The organism is Modicisalibacter coralii, from assembly GCF_004117855.1.
Taxonomy (GTDB): domain Bacteria; phylum Pseudomonadota; class Gammaproteobacteria; order Pseudomonadales; family Halomonadaceae; genus Modicisalibacter; species Modicisalibacter coralii.
In genome coordinates this window covers 114,662-134,000 of sequence record NZ_QWBW01000010.1, presented here as the reverse complement: position 1 = coordinate 134,000, position 19,339 = coordinate 114,662, and the positions used below count along the sequence as shown (strand labels likewise).

Sequence of the window (19,339 nt, the reverse complement as noted above, 5' to 3'; positions counted from 1 at the left end):
GAGGAGTGGGTGCTGGCCACTGCAGACAGTTCGAGCAAGCGGCAGGAGGGGCGTGCGCCGCGGTATGTCATGATCCAGGAGACGTTGCGCGAGGCCATCCAGGCGCGGCGCCTGCCGTCCAATCAGATTCTGCTCGAGGGCCCCATCGCCCGGCTTTTCGGCACCAGCCGCGGCCCCGTGCGCAAGGCGCTGGAGCTGTTGCACCAGCAGGGGCTGATCAGCCGTTTCGAGGGGCGGGGCTTTCTGGCGACGTCGGACCCGGAGTCGGTGGAGCCGGTACGTGACCCGCTGACGCCCGACATGCTGGGCCTGGGGGGTGGCGAGCAGCCCGCCGTGGATACCCGGTCGGCCGCCGATCGCATTTACCCCCAGGTCGAGGAGGCCGTGGCGACCTGCCTGGCCTTCGGTCATTTTCGCATCATCGAGACCGTGTTGAGCGAACATCACGGGGTCAGTCGTACCGTGGCCAGGGAGGTGCTGGGTCGGTTGCGCAATCAGCGGCTGATCGAAAAGGATCGCCATTCGCACTGGCTGGCCGGCCCGCTGACGGCCCAGGCGGTGGCCGAGGACTATGAGATTCGCGTGTTGCTGGAACCGGCGGCGCTCAAGGTCTCCGGTCCGCTGCTGGATCGCGCCGAGCTGGAGGCGATGCGGGAGGCGGTTCAGTGCCTGATCGACCATCCGGAGCGCCAGAGCGCCGCTGCCATCACGCGGCTGGAGCAGGACCTGCATCAGCGCTGCCTGCGGCTCTATCCCAATCGCAAGGCTCGCGAAATGATCGGTCAGAGCCAACTGCCCGTCATCGTCAATCGCATCTTCTTTCAGACGCTGGGCGTACCGCCGGACGAGCCGCTGCTGATGGAGCACAAGCTGGTCCTCGATCACCTGCTGTTCGGCGCCTTCGACGCGGCGGCGTCCAGTCTGCAGTCGCACCTCCAGGCGGCGGCCGAGCGTTCCCGTCGTCGGCTGAAGGTGCTGTCGGTCTTCCCCGAGCCCAACCTGCCCCCTTACCTGCTCAAGATCACCTGAGCCTCTCCCTGCTTTTCCGTTTCTCTCCTGTACGTCCTTGGGCGGCGGGGCGTCAGGTCGTTGCGGCTTGTTTCGGCGTAAAACGACTTTTGTATTCAATTGATTGAAAATGACGTTTCTAGAATTGGATTGGCGCTGTCTTTTCCTCGCCGGGATCGCGAGCTGAATCTATCGATTCAGAATAATCGTTCATTATTCTGTTTTTTTATCGGGAATAACCCTGGGTTCATTGGATTTGTCAGGCTTAAAGCCTGAGTTTATGGCCATTCCCAAGAAAGAGGCGGTCAAGGGTGTGTGGAAGGCTTGTCTTGACAAAAATGACCTTTGTATCCAGTCTTCAGTAAATCGGCGGCCGCGGCGGCTGTCGTCGTCCGTACCAGCACACCCTTCCCAAGACTCAACAACGAGGTGTTCAAGATGGCCAAGAAAGAGATCCTCTGCGCGTTTGGCGTCGACGTCGATGCCGTTGCCGGTTGGCTCGGTTCCTATGGTGGCGAGGATTCACCCGACGATATCTCCCGCGGCCTGTTCGCCGGTGAAGTCGGTGCGCCGCGTCTGCTCAAGCTGTTCGAGCGCTACGGTCTCAAGACGACCTGGTTCATCCCCGGTCACAGCATCGAGACCTTCCCCGAGCAGATGAAGGCCGTCGTCGATGCCGGGCACGAGGTCGGTGTCCATGGCTATAGCCACGAAAATCCCATTGCCATGACCCGTGAACAGGAACGCGACGTGCTCGATTACAACATCGAGCTGGTCACCAACCTGTCCGGCAAGCGACCCACCGGTTACGTGGCCCCCTGGTGGGAATTCAGCCCGGTGACCAACGAGCTCCTGCTCGAGCGTGGCATCAAGTACGACCACAGCCTGATGCACGACGATTTCCACCCCTACTACGTACGCGTCGGTGATTCCTGGACCAAGATCGATTACTCCAAGCCCGCCAAGGAGTGGATGAAGCCGCTGGTCCGGGGGCAGGAAACCGACTTGATCGAGATTCCCGCCAACTGGTATCTCGACGATCTGCCGCCGATGATGTTCATCAAGAAATCCCCCAACAGCCATGGCTTCGTCAGCCCCCGGCATCTTGGCGAGATGTGGCAGGACCAGTTCGACTGGGTCTACCGCGAGAACGACTACGCGGTCTTCACCATGACCATCCATCCCGACGTGTCGGGGCGCCCCCAGGTGCTCATGATGCTCGAGCGTCTCATCGAGCACATGCAGAGCCACGAGGGCGTGCGTTTCTGCACGTTCGACGAGATCGCCGACGATTTCGCCAAGCGCAACCCGAGGAAGTAACCCCGTAATCGCTTCCGCATCACCACACAACGACAATCGAAAATGAGGGTGACGTCGATGACCGAGCCAACCTCGAGCGTTTCTTCCCCAGGGCATCGCGGCAGTGCCGACGAGCCCTGGAATAGAGTCATCACCAAGAAACAGATCGGCTATGCCTCGCTGGTCTGTTTCATTGCCTGGGTGGCGTCGGTCTACGACTACACCCTGTTCGGCACCTTGCTACCCGTCATCGCCGACGATTTCGGCTGGAGTCCGGCCAAGGCCACGGCGGTCAACACCTGGGCGACCATCGGGGTGTTTTTCGTGTCTCTGGTGGTCGGCACCATGCTCGACCACTTCGGGCGCAAGAAGACGTTGATCCTGCTGGTCATCGGCGGGGCGGTCAGTTCCGGTCTGTCGGGGGTCGCCATCGGGGCGGCCTCGCTGGTCATCATCCGGGCCTTTTCCGGCTTCGCGGTTTCCGAAGAGGTGGTCAATGCCGTCTATCTCAACGAGATCTACAAGAAGGCCAAGGGGCGTGGCTTCATGTACAGCCTGGTCCAGAGCGGCTGGCCGGTCGGCGCCTTGTGCGCGGCGGGGATGACCTCGTTGCTGCTGCCCGTGGTGGGTTGGCGCGGCAGTTTCTTCGTCGCTGCCTGCGCGTCGATCATCGTCATCGTGATGGCGCTCAAGCTGCCGGAGTCGCCGGTATTCGCGGCGATGAAGGAAGTCGAGCGTCGGCGCAAGTCCGGCGATGCCGAGGGGGCGGCGCAACTGGCCGCCGAGCACGACGTGGTAGTCAATACCGGCAATAATCTGGGCCTGAAAGGCGTGCTGGCGCCGGAGTTGCGTCGCCATACCATCTCCTTGTCGCTGGTCTGGCTGTTCAGCTGGATGGCGATCCAGGTCTTCGCCGTGCTGGGCACGACGGTCCTGGTCGAGGCCAAGGGTGTGAGTTTCGAGAGCTCGCTGTATGTGTTGATCCTGGCCAACGCGGTAGGCTTCGTGGGTTACCTGACCCACGGTTGGGTGGGCGACCGCATCGGGCGTCGCAACACGGTACTCATGGGCTTCCTGCTCGGCGGCTTGGCCAGTCTGTTGATGCTGCTCGGCCCAGCCAGCGATGGTTTCGTCTATCTGATGTATGCCATCACGCTGTTCTTCCTGCTGGGCCCCTTCGCCGCCATCCTCTTCTACATGGGCGAGTCCTTCCCGGCTCATGTTCGTGGCACCGGAGCCAACGTGGCGCACGTGATGGCGCCGGTGGGGGCCATCGTGGGCTCGGGGCTGGTATCCCTGCTGCTGACGATGGGGGTCACCATGACCTGGGCGGCCATCCTGGCCGGCTCCCTGCCGTTGCTCCTGAGTGGCCTGCTGATGTTCGGCACTCGTCACGTGGACCATCGCCAGCATGACGCCATCGAGGAGGCCGTGGCATGAATGCACTGACACGAGATGACGGTCTGGCGGGCAAGGTCGCGATCATTTCCGGCGCGGCCAGCGGAATCGGCCAGGCCCTGGCGGTCAGCTACGCTCGGGCCGGCGTCAACGTGGTCGCAGGCTACTATCCGGGCGATCCCCACGATGTGGCGGAAACCGTCGCGGCGGTGAGGGGCGCGGGCGGGGAGTGCCTGCCCGTGGCGCTGGATGTGCGCGATGGCGAACAGTGCGAGGCCTTCGCGCGGGCGGCCATCGACCACTTCGGCCGCCTGGATATCGCCGTGGCCGGTGCCGGCATCCTGCGTCAGGCATCGCTCGAGGACCTCTCGGACGCGGCGTGGGACGACATGCTGTCGGTGGACCTGACCGGAGTGATGCGCGTCTTTCGCGGGGCATCCCGGATGATGACCGGGCCCGGCGCGATGGTCGCTATCTCCTCGATCGCGGGCGGCGTCTATGGCTGGGACGATCACGCCCACTACGCGGCGGCCAAGAGTGGCCTGCTGGGGCTGGTTAGGTCGCTGGCGGTCGAACTCGCGCCCCGCGGGATACGCGTCAATACCTTGATACCCGGCCTGATCGAGACCCCGCAATCGCTCGATCCGGTGAACTCGTTGGGGCCCGATGGTCTGGCCGCCGCCGGCGACATGATCCCGGCGGGTCGGGTGGGGCGCGCCGAGGAAGTCGCGCGCACGGTGCGCTTTCTGACCAGCGACGATGCGTCGTATGTGACGGGGCAGCAATTGATCGTCGATGGCGGGCTGACCGTGCGCTGGCCGAGCTGATCGCCTGATGAGGGAGGCGAGGCCGGTGTCTCGCCTCCCGGTCTCAAGAGACGGGATATTCTCATGACAAACAAACTCCAGGGCCAGGTCGCCCTCGTGGTGGGGGGCGCCAGTGGCATCGGCCGCGCCATCGTCGAGTGCTTCCAGGCCGAAGGCGCCACGGTCGCCGTGGCCGATTTCAATCTCGAGGCCTGTCGCCAATGGGCGCCCAGGCTGGATCCGGGTATCACCCTGCATGCGGTGGATGTGGCCGACGAGGCCTCGGTGCCGGCCATGGTCGATGATGTCCTGAAGGCTCATGGGGTCATCGACGTGTTGGTCAATTGCGCCGGGATCCTGGACGAGACTCCCTTGCTGGAGATGGCCACCGAAACCTTCGATCGCATGATCGGCATCAACTTGCGGGGCGTCTTCCTGGTCAGTCGCCAGGTCGCGCCGCACATGGTCGAGCGCAAGCGCGGCCGGATCATCAACATTGCCTCGCAGCTGGCGCTGAAGGGCGGTGTCGGGCTGGCCCACTACTGTTCGGCGAAAGCGGGGGTGCTGGGGCTGACCAAGGCCATGGCCCACGAACTGGCGCCCTTCGGGGTGCTGACCAATGCCATTGCCCCTGGCCCGATCCTGACGCCGATGCTGCAGGGCCTGAGCGCGCAATGGATCGCCGACAAGGAGGCCGAACTGCCCCTGGGCCGTTTCGGCAAGGCCGAGGAGGTCGCGCCCACGGCACTGATGCTGGCCGCCTCGCCGGATGGAGATCTCTATGTCGGCCAGACCCTCGGGCCCAACAGCGGCGACGTGATGTAGCCGGTCGGGAGAGCAGCGATGCTCGGTGTCTTGTTCATCAAGTGGTTGTCCACGGCGTCGGTGGTGGTCGGCGTTTCCCTGGCCGTGGCGCGGCTGGGGCCCAGGCTGGGCGGCGTGCTGGCCGGAACCCCCATCGTGCTGGGGCCGGGATACTTCTTCATGTTGCGTGAGCAGCCACCGGCGTTCGTTGCCGAGGCGGCCCTGGGATCGCTGCACGCCATGCTGGCGACCCTGACGTTCTGCCTGGGCTACGTGCTGTTGGCCGGCGGGTTTGGGGCGTCGGTGAGCGTCGCCCTGGCGGCGCTCATCTGGCTACCGGTGGCCGCTGCGGCTGCTTCCTTGCCGGGGGGTGTGGCGCTGGGATTGGCCGTGTTCCTGTTGGCTCTGTTATTGGCACGGTGGCTGATGCGCACCCTGGGGCTTTCGCGCGATACGGTGTCGCAAGCGCCGTGCTGGGGCGACTTGCTGATGCGCGGCTCGCTCGCCGGGATCATCGTTTGCCTGGCCACCGTGGTACTCGATTCCATCGCGCCTGCCGTCTCCGGTATCGCCCTGAGCTTTCCCATCGGCATGTTGACCATCGCCCTGACACTGCACCAGCGTCACGGGCCCGGGATGGCTCGCGCCACCCTGGCCGATACCCAGCTCGGGATGCTCAGCCTGGTGGCTTTCAGTGCCGTGATGGCGGCCAGTGCCGAGTCACTGCCCCCTGCACTTGCCTTTGTTCTCGCTCTGGGCGCTTCGCTTCTCGTCAGTGCTCTGCTGTGGTTTCTTCCAAGGGGGGCGGTCTCGACGACCAAGTTGGCCAAGCGCAACATGTGACCCGTCAGGTACGGTGTTGCCATGACTCACTGCGATCGCCTACTTGCGGAAGACCGAGCTGGCATCATGATGATGCGTGTTCTTACCCGGCAATCGGGGCGCCGGTCGCAGTGATCATTCGGGTCTCGAAAGCTTGCAGGCCGGTCAGCGCAAGCGTACGTTTCTGCGCGGCCGGTCGTCGTCTCTCTTGGTGTACTCTTCCCGTGCCGCTGCGTGATTTCACTGGACTCGAATCGCTCGTCATGGGCCCTGCGTATCAGTGTACTGTTTTGACGGGGCATCCACGGCCGCGCGGCAAGATCCGATCGATGCGCGAAAAAGGACGAGTCATTTGGGCATCGCCGAAGACAATTTTTGCAATTTCCAGCGAGAGTACATGCCATGGTGGCGTATCCCCTGATTGGTCTGCTGGCCGGATTCCTGGCGGGCGTGTTCGGTATCGGCGGGGGCGTCGTCGTGGTGCCGTTGCTGGTGGTAGTGCTGGGCTGGCAAGGCGTGGAGGGCGACATCGCCCTGCATCTCGCGGTAGGCACGTCGCTGGCCACGATCGCCATCACGTCGCTTTCGTCAGCCCGGGCGCATTATCGTCACGGTAACGTGCGTCTCGACTGCCTGCTGCCGATGCTGCCGGGAATGACGGTCGGGGCGATCGGTGGGGTCTTTCTGGGCGATGCGTTGTCCGGGCGTGTCCTGTCGCTGCTGTTGGGCCTGTTCTTCCTGTGCCTGGCGGGCAAGCTGCTGCTGGGGGCCCGGCCGCGCGGCGCCCGGGCGCTTCCCGGCTGGCCGGGCATGGCGGCGGCCGGCAGCGTGGTCGGCATTGCCTCCGCGCTGTTCGGCATCGGCGGCGGGGCGCTGACGGTGCCTTTCCTGGAGTGGCGCAGCGTCCCCATGCGTCAGGCGATCGGCACGGCGGCCGCGGCGGGCATCCCGCTGGCCCTGGTGGGGGCGATGACGGCGATGCTCGTCGGCGGTGATGCGGTCGCCATGAACTGGACCACGGGCTATGTCTACTGGCCGGCCTTTTTCGGCATCGTCATCCTGAGTGTGCCGGGCGCGCGACTCGGCGCACGGCTCGCCTCCCGGTTACCCGCGCGGGTTCTGAAGCTGACGTTCGCGTTGCTGCTGCTGATGGTGGGCGGGCATTTCCTGCTCGGGTAGGGTGGAGCGGCGATCGAGATACGAGATACGTCGTCGGCCGGGTGTGCAATGGCTTGAGGTCGTGAGCTCATAGGGGCATCGTGACACTTTCGCCCGATTTCTCTCGTGGTCTATGAAAAAAGCGGGCTAACCGATGTTGGACTTTAAGAATTTCACGAACCGATGATCGCTGGCATAGGCAATATTGATGCGCATGGCCGATGAGTCGGGGCCATTCGGCCGCAATGAGAAGATGGCTCCGGGAGCAATGAATATGCCTTCTTCCGAGGCTTTCCTCGCCAAGTTCATGGTGTCGATAGCCTGGGGTAAACAGGCCCACATGTAATACCCACCGTTGGGCCCGCCATAAGCTTTGACACCCGCCTCTTTCAAGGTTTGAATCGCGGCAGCACTTGCCTTGGCGACTTTTTCTCGTAATTGAAAAAGATGGCGCCGATAACGGCCGCGGATGATCATTTCATGGATGACCCGCTCATTAAATGTCGAGGTGTTCACCACGGTCAGCATCTTGATATCTGTTAGCGAGTTTATTAGTTTTACGCTTCCAACCACGTAACCCGAACGCAGTCCGGTAGATAACGTCTTGGAAAAAGTACCTACGTAAATGACCCGTTCAAATTCATCGAGAGCTGCCAGGTGGCCACTCCCGCGAGGCAAGATGTCGGCGAAGGCGTCGTCTTCGACCAGCGTGATCCCATACCGTTCGGCGAGACTCAGTAGTCGATGCATATTGCCGAGAGACATGGTGCTGCCCGTCGGATTTTGCGCGTTAGGCTGGAGAAAGAAGAGTCTGGGTCTGTACTGTTTGACCTTCCTCTCGAAGTCATCGAGGTCGGGGCCGTCTTCTTTACGCGGAATGCCGACAATTTTGGCTTTAGCCAGGCGAAGCTTGCCAAAGAGGGGGTAATACCCCGGGGTTTCCACCAGGACGCTGTCGCCCGTATCGACAAAGTGGCGAATTATCAAATCAAAAGCATGGTTGGCGCCAAACGTCAGTAGAATCTGGTCCTGGGAGGCATGTATAGAACGTCCCGCCAGTACGGTGCCGATCGCTTCGCGGAGTGGGGGGTAGCCCTGAGGGGCGCCGTATTCAAAGCTATTCTCTCCCGTCGAGGCGAGGCGTCTGGTCAGACGCGAAAGCTCTTCGCCCCCCATCCAGCTAGCAGGGGCTCTTCCATCGCCACTGCGTACGGTAAAGCTACCTATCAATTGTTCGCGTAACAGGGAGACACTGTCCACTGCCTCACTCAAGTCATTGGTCTTTTCCACACTGCTCAACGGCGGTGGTCTGGAGACGTAAAAACCGGATCCCTGGCGTGCATGTAGCCGACCCATGGCGACTAATTGGTCGTAGGCATCGATGATCGTGTTCTTGGATACCCCATACTGGCGGGCAGCTTCACGGATCGAGGCGACCTTGGTGCCCGGTGCCAGGTACCTCTCATCCATGGCTTTGAGGATAGCCTCCATGACGTCACGATATTTGGGCATATCGCCTCCGTCCAAAATTGTACCCAAATTATCATGGGCACAGTACATCGTACAATCACCTGCACTGTACCTTTTTGACCGGCACGGAATCGGGGAGGCTTGACTGAAGCTGCAGAGTAGCGAAAACGATCATGCCTTCTGGCAAGGGACTGGACCCGCCAGAGCGCCCCTTGGGTAATGCTGAATAAATCAACGAACGAGATGAAGCGCGAGGCGCATGGAACGCAGAAAGCGAGACATAACATGAAGTTAGGCGAGCTTTTGACCGGGCTGGCACCCCAGTGCCACGCAACGAAGCGATTCGTTGGGTACGCCGAGTCCGCGCAGGCATTTATATAGCGTTTCCCTTGCCACAGCGCGCGTCAACGCGCGTCAAAAAGTGGGCCAGACGAAATGGGGGCTGCTCGGGCATCGTGGCCACTCCCTCATAACTGGAAGCGACTCGATATAATTTTACCGACGCCGCACACGCACAAGAAAACCAAAAACATTGACCAACATGAGTATCGGAGAACGCCATGAAAACAACAGATCAGGGACGCCGCCGCCTCTTTGTCAAGACGTTGTCAGCTGCCGTTTTGGCGACGGCATCCTTTTCTCCTCTGGTGGCTTCGGCGGATGAAATGCCGTCTGTCAACTGGCGTATGCAGGCGCTCTGGGATGCCGGGACTACGCCTTACAATTACGAGAAGAAATTCGTCCAGCGTGTCGCTGAGTTGACCGACGGAAAGTTCCAGATACGCCTGTTTGCCGGTGGTCAGTTGGCGCCGTCGGCCCAGGCGTTCGAGGCCGTTCGTGCCGGGGCCTTTCAGATGATGAAAACCTTCGATGGCTACGAAGCCGGGTCTGTCCCGGCCTTTGCTTTTACCAGCACCGTGCCCTTCGGTTTTCCCGAACCGGACCAGTACGAAGCTTGGTTCTACGAGAAGGGAGGGCTGGAAATGGCCCGCGAAGCCTATGCCAAGGCGGGGCTTTTCTATATCGCGCCAACCGTCTATGGGCAGGAGCCGATCCACTCCAAGTTCCCGATTCATTCCCTGGATGATCTGAAAGGCAAGAAGGGCCGCTTCGTCGGGCTGGCCAGCACCGTCATGGCGGAGTTCGGCGTGGCCACGACGGCGCTACCCACGGCGGAGGTCTATCAGGCGCTGGAGAAGGGCGTGATCGATTTTGCGGATCGTGGCGATTTGACCGCCAACCTGGAAGCCGGCCTCGGCGAAGTGGCCAAGTACGTGGTGGTACCGGGCTTCCACCAGCCGACCACCGCAACCAGCTATGTCGCGAATCAGGCCGCCTACAACAAGCTGCCGGATTCCTACAAGGCGGCGCTCGAAGTGGCGGCCCGGGAAATCTCGTCGTCCTTGCGTCAGCACATCCTGGCCCAGGATGCCGTGGCCCTGAAGGCGTTCCAGGAGCAAGGCGTGGAGGTCATCCACCTGAGCCCGGACGTCATTGCCCAGGGCCGACCCACTGCCATGAGAGCCTGGCGTAAGGCCGCGGGCGACGACGAGCTGGCCAACAGGATCCTGGATAGCCAGATCGTCTTCATGAAAGAACTGGGCCTGATGGACTAAGCGTCCACCTCCGAGTCACATCGCAGCCCGCCGGCAACGTCGGGCTGCCCTTTCCCGAGGTTTCCCTATGGCTGTTCTGCTCGGCTACTGCCGGCTCATCACGGCGATCAATCGCTGGGTGGCCGGTGCGGTCTCCGTGCTCGTCTTCATCATGGTGGCGGTGATCAGCTATGAAGTGGTTTCCCGCTACTTCTTCGACGCGCCGACCACCTGGGCCATGGAGCTGGCGACATTGCTGTTCGGGCCGTATTTCATGTTGGCCGGGCCCTATCTGCTGCACACCGCGGGTCACGTCAATGTCGACATCCTCTACGGCAAACTGTCTCCCCGTTTGGCCGGGCTGGTGGATTGCCTGACCTATCCGTTGATCGTCACCGTCGCGGTCATTTTCATCGATCAAAGCCTGCCGGTGGCAATGAATGCCTATGACAGCGGCGAGACGTCCTTCACCGCCTGGAACCCAGCCATCTGGCCGGTGAAGGCGCTGATTCCGGTGGCTTTCCTGTTGCTGTCGTTGCAGGCCGTGGCGGAGACCATCCTGGCGGCTCGGCGGGCCCTGGGGCGGGAGGTGGCGGTATGAGTTCCACCCTGGTGCTGTCCATGATGTTCGTGGGGTTGCTGGTGTTATTGCTGAGTGGCATGCCACTGGCGTTCGTTCTGTCCTCTCTGGCGGTGCTGTTCACACTCTCGCTCTGGGGCACGGACGCTCTGGTCCTGACGGTACTCCAGACCTTTGATGCCATGACCTCTGACATCCTGCTGGCGATTCCACTGTATGTATTGATGGCCAGTGTTCTGCAACGCTCCGGTATCATCGACGCGCTATATCGCGCCATGGAACTGTGGTTCCGGCGTCTGCCCGGCGGGCTGGCCGTGGGCACTGTGGCGATCTGTACGGTGATGGCCGCCATGACCGGTATCGTCGGTGCGGCGGTGGCCGCAATGGGGATCCTGGCGTTGCCGTCCATGCTCCAGCGGGGTTACGACCAACGGTTGGCGCTGGGCACCATCTGTGCCGGCGGCACGCTAGGCATCCTTATCCCACCGTCGATCATCACCATCGTCTATGCCGCCACGGCGCAGATCTCCGTGGGCAAGATGTTTGCCGGGGGGATTGTGCCGGGCCTGGTGCTGGCGGGTCTGTATATCCTCTACATCGTGATCCGCGCCACGCTTCAACCAGAAAAGGCGCCGCGTCAGCAGGGGGAGGCGGTCGATCTGCGGGAGATGTTCGGCTCTCTCAAGTCGCTGATCCTGCCGACTCTGATCGTCGTTGCGGTACTGGGTAGTATCTACGCCGGTATCGCCACACCGACAGAAGCGGCCGCGGTTGGCGTTGTCGGGGCGTTGGTGTCGGCTGCGCTGCAACGAACGCTGACGTTTGGCAATCTCCAGGGGGCCGCGATGGACACCCTGCGGGTGACCACGATGATCATGTGGATCACCATCGGGGCGAAGATCTTCGTCGCCATCTTTACCGGAACCGGTGGTGCGGATTCGCTGCTGCAGTTCATCCAGGATCTGAACGTGAGCCGTTGGCTGGTCCTGCTGGCGATGATGCTGGTGCTGATCTTCCTCGGTCTGTTCCTGGACGAGATTGGCATCATCCTGCTGTGCGTCCCGGTCTTCCTGCCGATCATCGACGCCTTCGACTTCGATCCCCTGTGGTTCGGCGTGCTGTTCCTGATCACTGCCCAGATGGCGTATATCACGCCGCCCTTCGGCTACACGCTGTTCTACATCAAGGGTGTGCTACCGGACGGCATCGGCATGGAAACCGTTTACCGGGCGATCGTGCCCTTCCTGATCCTGCAGTTGCTTGGTCTGCTGCTCTTCATCTTCTTCCCCGACATCGTGACCTGGCTGCCCGAGCAGATCGCACAGCCGGCTCACTGAATGAACACTGGAGATAACCCGCGATGACAACCACGACCTCCCGTATTCCGGGGCTGCACAAGCTGTCTCCCGCCGAGCGTCTGGAAAGGGTCGCCAAGGCGGCAGGGCTGGGGGCCGATGCGGTTGCCCATATGCGCAATACTGGCAACTTGGATTCGGCGACAGCCGACTCGATGATCGAGAACGTCATCGGGACCATGAACGTGCCTTTGGGCGTTGCCACCAATATGCTGATCGACGGGAGGGACGTCCTGGTGCCGATGGCAACCGAGGAGTCCTCGGTGGTTGCCGCGGTCTGCAATGCCGCGCGTCAGTGCCGCAGTACCGGCGGTTTCACCACAGCCATGTCCGGTGCGCAGATGATTGCCCAGGTACAACTGGTCGGCGTGAGCAATCCCGAGTTCGCACGGCTACAGATTCTGGAGCACTTTGCCGATATCAAGGCCCTCTGCGATGAGACCGATCCGGTCCTGCTCAAGCACGGTGGCGGTTTCCACGACATCGAGGTGCGCATCCTGCCCGGGCGGACCGGGCCGATGGTCATTACCCACCTGATCGTCGATACCCGCGACGCCATGGGCGCCAATGCCGTGAATTCCATGGCCGAAGCGGTGGCACCGAGGATTGCCGAGTGGACCGGTGGCCGGACCTATCTGCGTATCCTCTCCAACTTGGCGGATCGTCGTTTGGCCCGGGCAAGGGCCACTTGGTCGCTGGACGATATCGGGGGTGCCGAGGTGCGTGACGGCATCCTGGCGGCGTTCGATTTTGCCGATATCGACCCCTACCGGGCTGCGACTCACAACAAGGGCGTCATGAACGGCGTCAGTGCGGTGGTGCTGGCGACGGGCAACGATACGCGGGCCGTCGAGGCCGGAGCTCATGCTTACGCCGCCCGTTCGGGACAGTATCGCTCGCTCACTCAGTGGGAAGCGGACGCCGACGGCAACCTCACTGGTACCATCGAAATGCCTCTGGCTGTGGGGTTGATCGGTGGCGCCACGCGTTCCCACCCGACAGCCCGCATCGCACTCGACATCATGGGCGCACAGACCGCAGAAAGACTGGCCTGCACCATTGCCGCGGTCGGCCTGGCCCAGAACTTCGCCGCGCTCAAGGCGCTGGCCACCACCGGGATCCAGAAAGGGCACATGGCCCTGCATGCCAAGAACATCGCGGTGATGGTCGGGGCTGCGGGTGAAGAAATCGACAAGGTGGCTCGGGAACTCGTGGCCCAAGGCAAGGTGAGGGTGGATGTGGCCGAGGCGATCCTCAACGATCTACGTGGGCAATGAGCTGTCTGCCCTTAGAGGGACTGTCGGCTTGGCTCGCAACGTCGACCAGGGCGCCCGCCAGCGCTCACCACTTGTTGGGATAGCGATACCGGCTGGGGTCCAGCTCCAGCTTCTGCAGTCGATAGGCGAGCTTGGCGCGGGTGATGCCCAGGTCGCGGGCGGCCTGGGAGACGTTGCCTTCGCTGTCGCTGAGCACCCGTTCGAGCATTTCGACTTCCCGCTCGACCGCGGGCTTGCCGGGCGCACCGGCGGGGCCGGCTTCAGTGGCGCCGCCGGCGTCGGTCGTCTCGAGGTCGCCGGCGCGGTTGATTCTGAGCCGGGGGCCGGGGTTCGAGGAGAAGGCGGTGTCCTCGAACAGGTGAAAGACATCGATCGGCCCGCCATCCATGGCATTGATGACGCCACGTTCCACCAGGTTCTGGAGTTCGCGGATGTTGCCGGGGTAGTCGTATTCCAGCAAGGCGTCGGAGGCCTTGCGGGTCAGCCCGGTGATCGATTTCCGATAGCGCTCGGCGTAGTGGCGTGAGAAATGCTCGACCAGCAGCGGAATGTCGTCGCGCCGCTCCCGCAACGGCGGCAGCCGAATCGGGAAGACGTTGAGGCGATAGTAGAGGTCCTCTCTGAAGCGGCCGGCCTGGACTTCCTGAAACAGATCCTTGTTCGAGGCGGCGACGATGCGCACGTCGACCCGGATCGGCTGGCCCCCGCCGACGCGCTCGATCTCGCCATCCTGCAGCGTGCGCAGCAGCTTGCCCTGGGCTTCCAGGCTCAATGACGGGATTTCATCGAGAAAGAGGGTCCCGCCGTCGGCGCGTTCGAAACGCCCGGGGCGACTGCGTTCCGCTCCGGTGAAGGCGCCTTTCTCCACGCCGAACAGCTCGGCCTCGATCAGCGTGTCGGGGATCGCCGCGCAGTTGAGGGCGACGAAGGGACCTTCTGCCAGCAGGCTGTTGCGGTGCAACGCATTGGCGAAGAGATCCTTGCCCACCCCCGACTCGCCATTGAGCAGCACGGTGGCCGGCGTGGGGGCCACGCGCTCGATCTTCTGCAGGGCGATGCTGACGGCGGCGGAAATCCCCACGATCCTCTGAAAATCGCTACCGGCGGCGGTGCTCCCGGGGATTGGCGGTGCCTCGGTCTTGCGCCGGGAGGCTCGCGCCGGTGCCTCGGCGTTCGGCAGCGTGTGCCGGTCGAGCTGCAGCCAGCCGAGATCCTCGAAGTCGTCCATGCGCTCATTGGTGGTTTCACCCACGATGCGGCAGTGCGCATGGCCACAGCCGGCGCACTCGAGTTCCCGATAGATCACGCGCTTGCCATAGAAGGCGCTGGCATAGCCACTGGCATAGCCGAGCTGCATCCAGCAGATGGGCTCCGGGGAAAGCCCGTAGGCCTTGATGTGCTCGGCGGCTTCGATGGAGTCGTGCCAGAGAAACTCCGCGTCGAAGGTGCCGTTGGGGATGTCGTGATCGCGGCGTATGGTCTCGACCTTGACCATCCCCATGACCGCATGCAGGCGCTCGCCCGCGCTCAAGACCCCGGCGTCGTCGTTATCCGGCCAGTGCTTGCGCACGAAGGCGGCATCCGAGGCCCCGGCCGAGAAGCCGACGCGCATCAGCAGATCGCGTGCGCCGATGGGGCCCAGGGCCTCGATCAGCTCACGACGCAGGGCGCCGAACGAGTTGGCGCCGAACAGCAGCATGCGGCGGGTATCGAACCAGATTCGCCCGTCGTTGGGGGTGAAACGCAGACTCTCCGTCAAGTCGTGCAGCGTCGGCGGGTCGCCGGCATGCAGCACATCTTCGACGACATTGGCTCGCCGAGCCTGTGCCGTGATCTCCGAAAGGCGCAGTTTTCTGGGCATGTATTGACCCTACCAAAGTCGCAGATATGAGTTCGATTTGGCCTCGGTTTTAGAATTTTTTGTGAAAAAAATGAATTTTATAAATTCTAGAGGATCGTGACCTGTCTTGCCGTTAGTCATTGGTCTTCATTGCGGATGGGATTTCGTTGTCTCAATGGGGGGTTATGCCTGTGACTTATACAATGGTCTATCTCTCTTCATCGGTGGCATGTGGCTTGCTGCTGGTTAATGGAAGACCCCGATGACGCAACATTGAGAGGAGAAAGACCATGTCGAATGCCCCCGCAAGCACGGCCTATAAAATCGTCGAAGTGCCGGAGCCGATGAAAGCCATGCAGGATCGCTTCGGGCGAGAAGGGAGTTATATCGGGCGCTCGGAAGCGGAAAGCCCGTGGGTGCCTTTTGGCGATAATGCCGCAATACGCCATCTGGCTTTCGATGTCAGGAACAATGTCTACTGCAATATCTTGTGGATAAAGGGGCCGGGTGTCATCGGTACACACAAGCACCGTGGCATGGTCTGGGCCGTGGGGATGGAGGGAAGTTTTCGCTATCTGGAGTACGACTGGACCTGCGGCCCCGGTGATTTCATCACCGAAATGCCCGGCCAGGCCCACACCCTGGTGACCGATGAGCCGAATGGCATGAAGGCGCTGTTCTGGATGCAGGGAGCCAATGAGTTCTACGACGAGAATGGCGAATGGGCGGAAACCCTGGACGTCTTCTGGTTCATCAATCACTACGTCACTTACTGCGAAGAAAACGGCATTCCCATCAACGATCAACTGTTTCTGTGAGGTGGGTATGCGTGTCTTGGAACAGTTCAGCGTCGAAGGACGCTCGGCATTGGTGACGGGAGGCGCCTCGGGTCTGGGTCTCGCTTATGTCGAAGCCCTGGTGGAAAACGGCGCTCGCGTCACGCTGGCGGATATCGATGTCGACGCCGCGATACGTGAAGCGGCGCGCTTGCGCGAGCAGGGCTTCGAGGTGCATGTCCAGGCGCTCGATGTGGCCGACCGGGAACAGACGCGCCTGGTGTTCGAGGAGCATGTGCGCCGCTTCGACGGTCTGGATATCGTCTTCGCCAATGCCGGTATCGATCCGGGGGCGGGCTTCTGGAATCCGGGCGGCTGGCGCAACGAGGACGGGCAGGTCGACACCCTGGACCCGGCACGCTGGGATCGCACGATCGCCATCAATCTGACGGGCACCTTCAATACCCTGCGCATGGCGGCTAAGTACATGAAGCCCCGGCGCCACGGCTCCATCGTCGTCACTTCGTCGAACGCCGCCGTCATCACCGAGCCCGTGGTGGGCCTGCCCTACATGCCGGCCAAGGCCGGGGTGTCGCACATGGTCCGCCAACTGGCCCTGGAACTCGCGGCGTTCGGGATACGCGTCAACACCATCGCGCCGGGGGGCTTCGTCACCAATATCGGCGGCGGCTGGCTGAAAGACTCGGATGTGCGCCAGAGCTGGGATGCCAAGGTACCCCTGGGGCAACTGGCGGACCCGGAGCAGATCAAGGCGCTCGCCCTCTATCTGGCCTCGGAGGCGTCCTCGTACATGACGGGGGCGCAACTGGTCATCGATGGCGGGACCTCGCTGGGGAGGGTCGGCTGATGCGTGCTGCCGTTTTCCATGAACTGCACCGGCCGCTGGAGATCCGCGAGCTTCCCGATCCCACGCCGGGCGACGATGAAGTCGTCATTCAGGTGAGGCGCTGCGGGATCTGCGGGTCCGATCTGCACATGACCGAAGATGCCGTCTTCGGCCTCTGCCCCGGCGATGTGCTGGGTCACGAGTATGCCGGCGAGATCGTCGCCTGCGGTACCGCGGTCGATAACCTGCGCACGGGGCAACTGGTCTCCGTCATGCCCTTCCGCAGTTGCGGGCGCTGTCTCTCCTGCCTGTCGGGGGACCCGGCCTGGTGCCGGCAGATGGTGCTCGAAGGCGGGGGCTATGGCGAATACGCGGCCACCGCGGCACGCCAGTGCATTGCGCTGCCCGAGGGGGTGAACACGGACGACGGGGCGATCGTCGAGCCGTTGGCCGTGGCGCTCCACGGCGTCCGGCTTTCCGGCATGCGCCCCGGGGACCGCGTGCTGATCCTCGGTGCCGGTCCCATCGGTCTGGCGGCCGCGTTCTGGGCGCGTCGCTTCGGAGCGAGACAGGTCGTCGTCCAGGACATCGCCCGCTATCAGGAGCAGCGTGCCCATGACATGGGGGCGACCGGTTTCGTCTGTGATCCGCAGGAACCCGTGGCGGCCGCGGAACGTCAGCTCGGCGGGGAGGCGGACGTCGTCTTCGAATGTGCCGGTGTGCCGGGACTCATCGCCCAGGCCATCGAGCAGGTGCGCCCGCATGGCACGATCCTGCTCCTCGGCCTTTGCACCAAACCCGACAGTTTCGTCCCCTTTGCCGCCCTGTCGAAGGAAGTCCGTCTGCAGACGGCGGCCTTCTTTTCCCGACGCGAGTACGAAAGTGCCCTGGACGTACTCGACGCCGGTGCCGTCGAACCTCGCCACTTGATTACCGAGACGGTGTCGCTGCAAGACGTGCCGACGGTATTCGAGTCCCTGAAAAACCGCACTCGCCAATGCAAGGTGCTAATCAATCATGAATAACAACAATGCTAATGCCATCCCCGACGCGCCTGTCAGCTCACGCTACCAGATCATTCTGGTAGCCCTGCTGAGCTTCAACTTCGGTATCGTCTTCTTCGACCGGAATGCGCTGAACTTTCTGATGCCCTTCGTCCAGCCCGAACTCGGGCTGACGAACACCCAGATAGGTCTGACGGCGTCGGCACTGTCGATTACCTGGGCCCTGTCGGGCCTGATATTCGGCGCGATGTCCGATCGTAGCGGGCGAAGAAAGAGCTTTCTCATTCTGGCCACCATCATTTTCTCCCTCTGCTCCTTCCTGACGGGGCTCGCCAGCTCCTTCCTGCTGCTGCTCGGTGCGCGGTTGCTCATGGGGGTCGCCGAGGGACCCATTCTGCCGATATCGCAGACGGTGACGGCCATGGAAGTGACGCCCAAGCGTAGGGGCGTGGCCATGGGCGTGATGCAGAACTTCGGCTCGAACCTGCTGGGCTCCTTTGCGGCCCCGGTGGTGCTGGTCGCCATCGCCACGGCCTTCGGCTGGCGCGAGGCGTTCTTCCTCGCCGGGGTGCCGGGGCTGATCGCCGCCGGATTGATCTGGTGGCTGATGCGGGAGCCTGGCGTTTCTCCGGTACCGTCCGCGGTGGGTGACAAGCCAGCCTCACGGCGACCGAGTATCAAGGAGATGCTCGCCCACCGAAACATGGTCATCTGCTCGCTGATGGCGATCCTGCTGGTCGGCTATCTGGTGGTCTGCTGGTCCTTCATGCCGATCTATCTCACCAGTGTGCGCGGCTACTCGCCAGAAGTGATGGGCTGGCTGATGGGGACCCTGGGTATCTCGGCGGCCGTCGGGAGCTTCGTGGTCAGCGGTATTTCCGATCGAATCGGCCGTAAGCCGGTGATGATCATCACGCCCTTCATGGGGCTGATTCTGACCCTGGGCGCCATGTACTTCCAGGGGCATGCGTTCATCCTCGCCCTGCTGTTCTTCTTCGGCTGGTCCCTGAACGGCATCTTCCCGCTGTTCATGGCCATCGTTCCCTCCGAAACCGTCGATGCACGCTACATCGCCACGGCCCTCGGTTTCGTGTGCGGCATTGGCGAGGTCCTGGGCGGTGGCATCCTGCCCACGGTGGCCGGTGCGGCGGCCGACGTGGCTGGCGAGTCCGCGCCGCTCTGGCTGATGAGCGGTATCTGTGTGATCGCCGGCATCCTGGCCATGGGGCTTCAGGAGACTGCCCCGGCGGTCCTGGCCAGGCGGTCGCAAGAGACGCTCGCCTCGACATCACTCAATTGA

The 19,339-nt window shown here is 62.6% G+C and carries 17 protein-coding genes; 15 read left to right on the top strand and 2 right to left on the bottom strand.

Features of this window, described 5'->3' with window-relative positions:
* Positions 1-9 precede the first annotated feature (9 nt).
* From D0901_RS06710 to D0901_RS06680, 7 genes are all read left to right on the top strand, one after another.
* On the top strand, positions 10-1,029 hold the full coding sequence (locus tag D0901_RS06710; RefSeq protein ID WP_203234810.1) for a GntR family transcriptional regulator: 1,020 nt from the start codon (positions 10-12) through the stop codon (positions 1,027-1,029).
* Between the two features lie 417 nt (positions 1,030-1,446).
* Positions 1,447-2,328 (top strand): polysaccharide deacetylase family protein, encoded by an 882-nt coding sequence (locus tag D0901_RS06705; RefSeq protein ID WP_129139529.1) that lies wholly within the window; start codon positions 1,447-1,449, stop codon positions 2,326-2,328.
* 57 nt (positions 2,329-2,385) lie between these two features.
* Positions 2,386-3,747 carry an MFS transporter gene (locus D0901_RS06700; protein ID WP_129139528.1) on the top strand — a complete coding sequence of 454 codons (1,362 nt, stop codon included), beginning with the start codon at positions 2,386-2,388 and terminating at the stop codon, positions 3,745-3,747.
* On the top strand, positions 3,744-4,532 hold the full coding sequence (locus D0901_RS06695; RefSeq protein ID WP_129139527.1) for an SDR family NAD(P)-dependent oxidoreductase: 789 nt from the start codon (positions 3,744-3,746) through the stop codon (positions 4,530-4,532). Before D0901_RS06700 ends, D0901_RS06695 begins: the two co-directional genes overlap by 4 nt.
* A 63-nt stretch (positions 4,533-4,595) precedes the next feature.
* Positions 4,596-5,336 (top strand): SDR family NAD(P)-dependent oxidoreductase, encoded by a 741-nt coding sequence (locus D0901_RS06690; protein ID WP_129139526.1) that lies wholly within the window; start codon positions 4,596-4,598, stop codon positions 5,334-5,336.
* Between the two features lie 18 nt (positions 5,337-5,354).
* The gene (locus tag D0901_RS06685) at positions 5,355-6,158 is read left to right on the top strand and encodes a hypothetical protein (protein ID WP_129139525.1); all 804 of its coding nucleotides are present in this window, start codon (positions 5,355-5,357) and stop codon (positions 6,156-6,158) included.
* Between the two features lie 381 nt (positions 6,159-6,539).
* A complete protein-coding gene (locus D0901_RS06680; protein ID WP_129139524.1) occupies positions 6,540-7,316 on the top strand; it encodes a sulfite exporter TauE/SafE family protein in 777 nt (258 codons plus the stop codon).
* Between the two features lie 126 nt (positions 7,317-7,442).
* On the opposite strand, the gene D0901_RS06675 is transcribed toward D0901_RS06680, so the two are convergent.
* Positions 7,443-8,807, bottom strand: coding sequence for an aminotransferase-like domain-containing protein (locus D0901_RS06675; protein ID WP_129139523.1), 1,365 nt, complete (start codon positions 8,805-8,807; stop codon positions 7,443-7,445).
* A gap of 518 nt (positions 8,808-9,325) precedes the next feature.
* On the opposite strand from D0901_RS06675, the gene dctP reads away from it, so the two are divergent.
* From dctP to D0901_RS06655, 4 genes are all read left to right on the top strand, one after another.
* Positions 9,326-10,381, top strand: a complete 1,056-nt coding sequence (gene dctP, locus D0901_RS06670) for a TRAP transporter substrate-binding protein DctP (RefSeq protein WP_129139522.1) — start codon at positions 9,326-9,328, stop codon at positions 10,379-10,381.
* 67 nt (positions 10,382-10,448) lie between these two features.
* Positions 10,449-10,961, top strand: coding sequence for a TRAP transporter small permease subunit (locus tag D0901_RS06665; RefSeq protein WP_129139521.1), 513 nt, complete (start codon positions 10,449-10,451; stop codon positions 10,959-10,961).
* On the top strand, positions 10,958-12,277 hold the full coding sequence (locus tag D0901_RS06660) for a TRAP transporter large permease (RefSeq protein ID WP_129139520.1): 1,320 nt from the start codon (positions 10,958-10,960) through the stop codon (positions 12,275-12,277). Before D0901_RS06665 ends, D0901_RS06660 begins: the two co-directional genes overlap by 4 nt.
* A gap of 23 nt (positions 12,278-12,300) precedes the next feature.
* Positions 12,301-13,572, top strand: a complete 1,272-nt coding sequence (locus tag D0901_RS06655; RefSeq protein ID WP_129139519.1) for a hydroxymethylglutaryl-CoA reductase, degradative — start codon at positions 12,301-12,303, stop codon at positions 13,570-13,572.
* A 64-nt stretch (positions 13,573-13,636) separates the two neighbouring features.
* Here the strand turns inward: D0901_RS06655 and D0901_RS06650 are convergent, their stop codons facing one another.
* Complete coding sequence (locus tag D0901_RS06650; protein WP_129139518.1) at positions 13,637-15,433, bottom strand: sigma-54-dependent Fis family transcriptional regulator; 1,797 nt, start codon at positions 15,431-15,433, stop codon at positions 13,637-13,639.
* A gap of 269 nt (positions 15,434-15,702) precedes the next feature.
* Between D0901_RS06650 and D0901_RS06645 the strand changes: the two genes are divergently transcribed.
* The 4 genes from D0901_RS06645 to D0901_RS06630 are packed head-to-tail and all read left to right on the top strand — an operon-like array spanning position 15,703 to position 19,339.
* Entirely contained in the window at positions 15,703-16,230 is a 528-nt protein-coding gene (locus D0901_RS06645; RefSeq protein ID WP_129139517.1) for a 2,4'-dihydroxyacetophenone dioxygenase family protein, read from the top strand.
* A gap of 7 nt (positions 16,231-16,237) precedes the next feature.
* On the top strand, positions 16,238-17,056 hold the full coding sequence (locus tag D0901_RS06640) for an SDR family NAD(P)-dependent oxidoreductase (RefSeq protein WP_129139516.1): 819 nt from the start codon (positions 16,238-16,240) through the stop codon (positions 17,054-17,056).
* Positions 17,056-18,060, top strand: coding sequence for an alcohol dehydrogenase catalytic domain-containing protein (locus D0901_RS06635; RefSeq protein ID WP_129139515.1), 1,005 nt, complete (start codon positions 17,056-17,058; stop codon positions 18,058-18,060). The genes D0901_RS06640 and D0901_RS06635 overlap by 1 nt, the downstream gene beginning before the upstream one ends.
* Positions 18,053-19,339, top strand: a complete 1,287-nt coding sequence (locus tag D0901_RS06630; protein ID WP_129139514.1) for an MFS transporter — start codon at positions 18,053-18,055, stop codon at positions 19,337-19,339. Before D0901_RS06635 ends, D0901_RS06630 begins: the two co-directional genes overlap by 8 nt.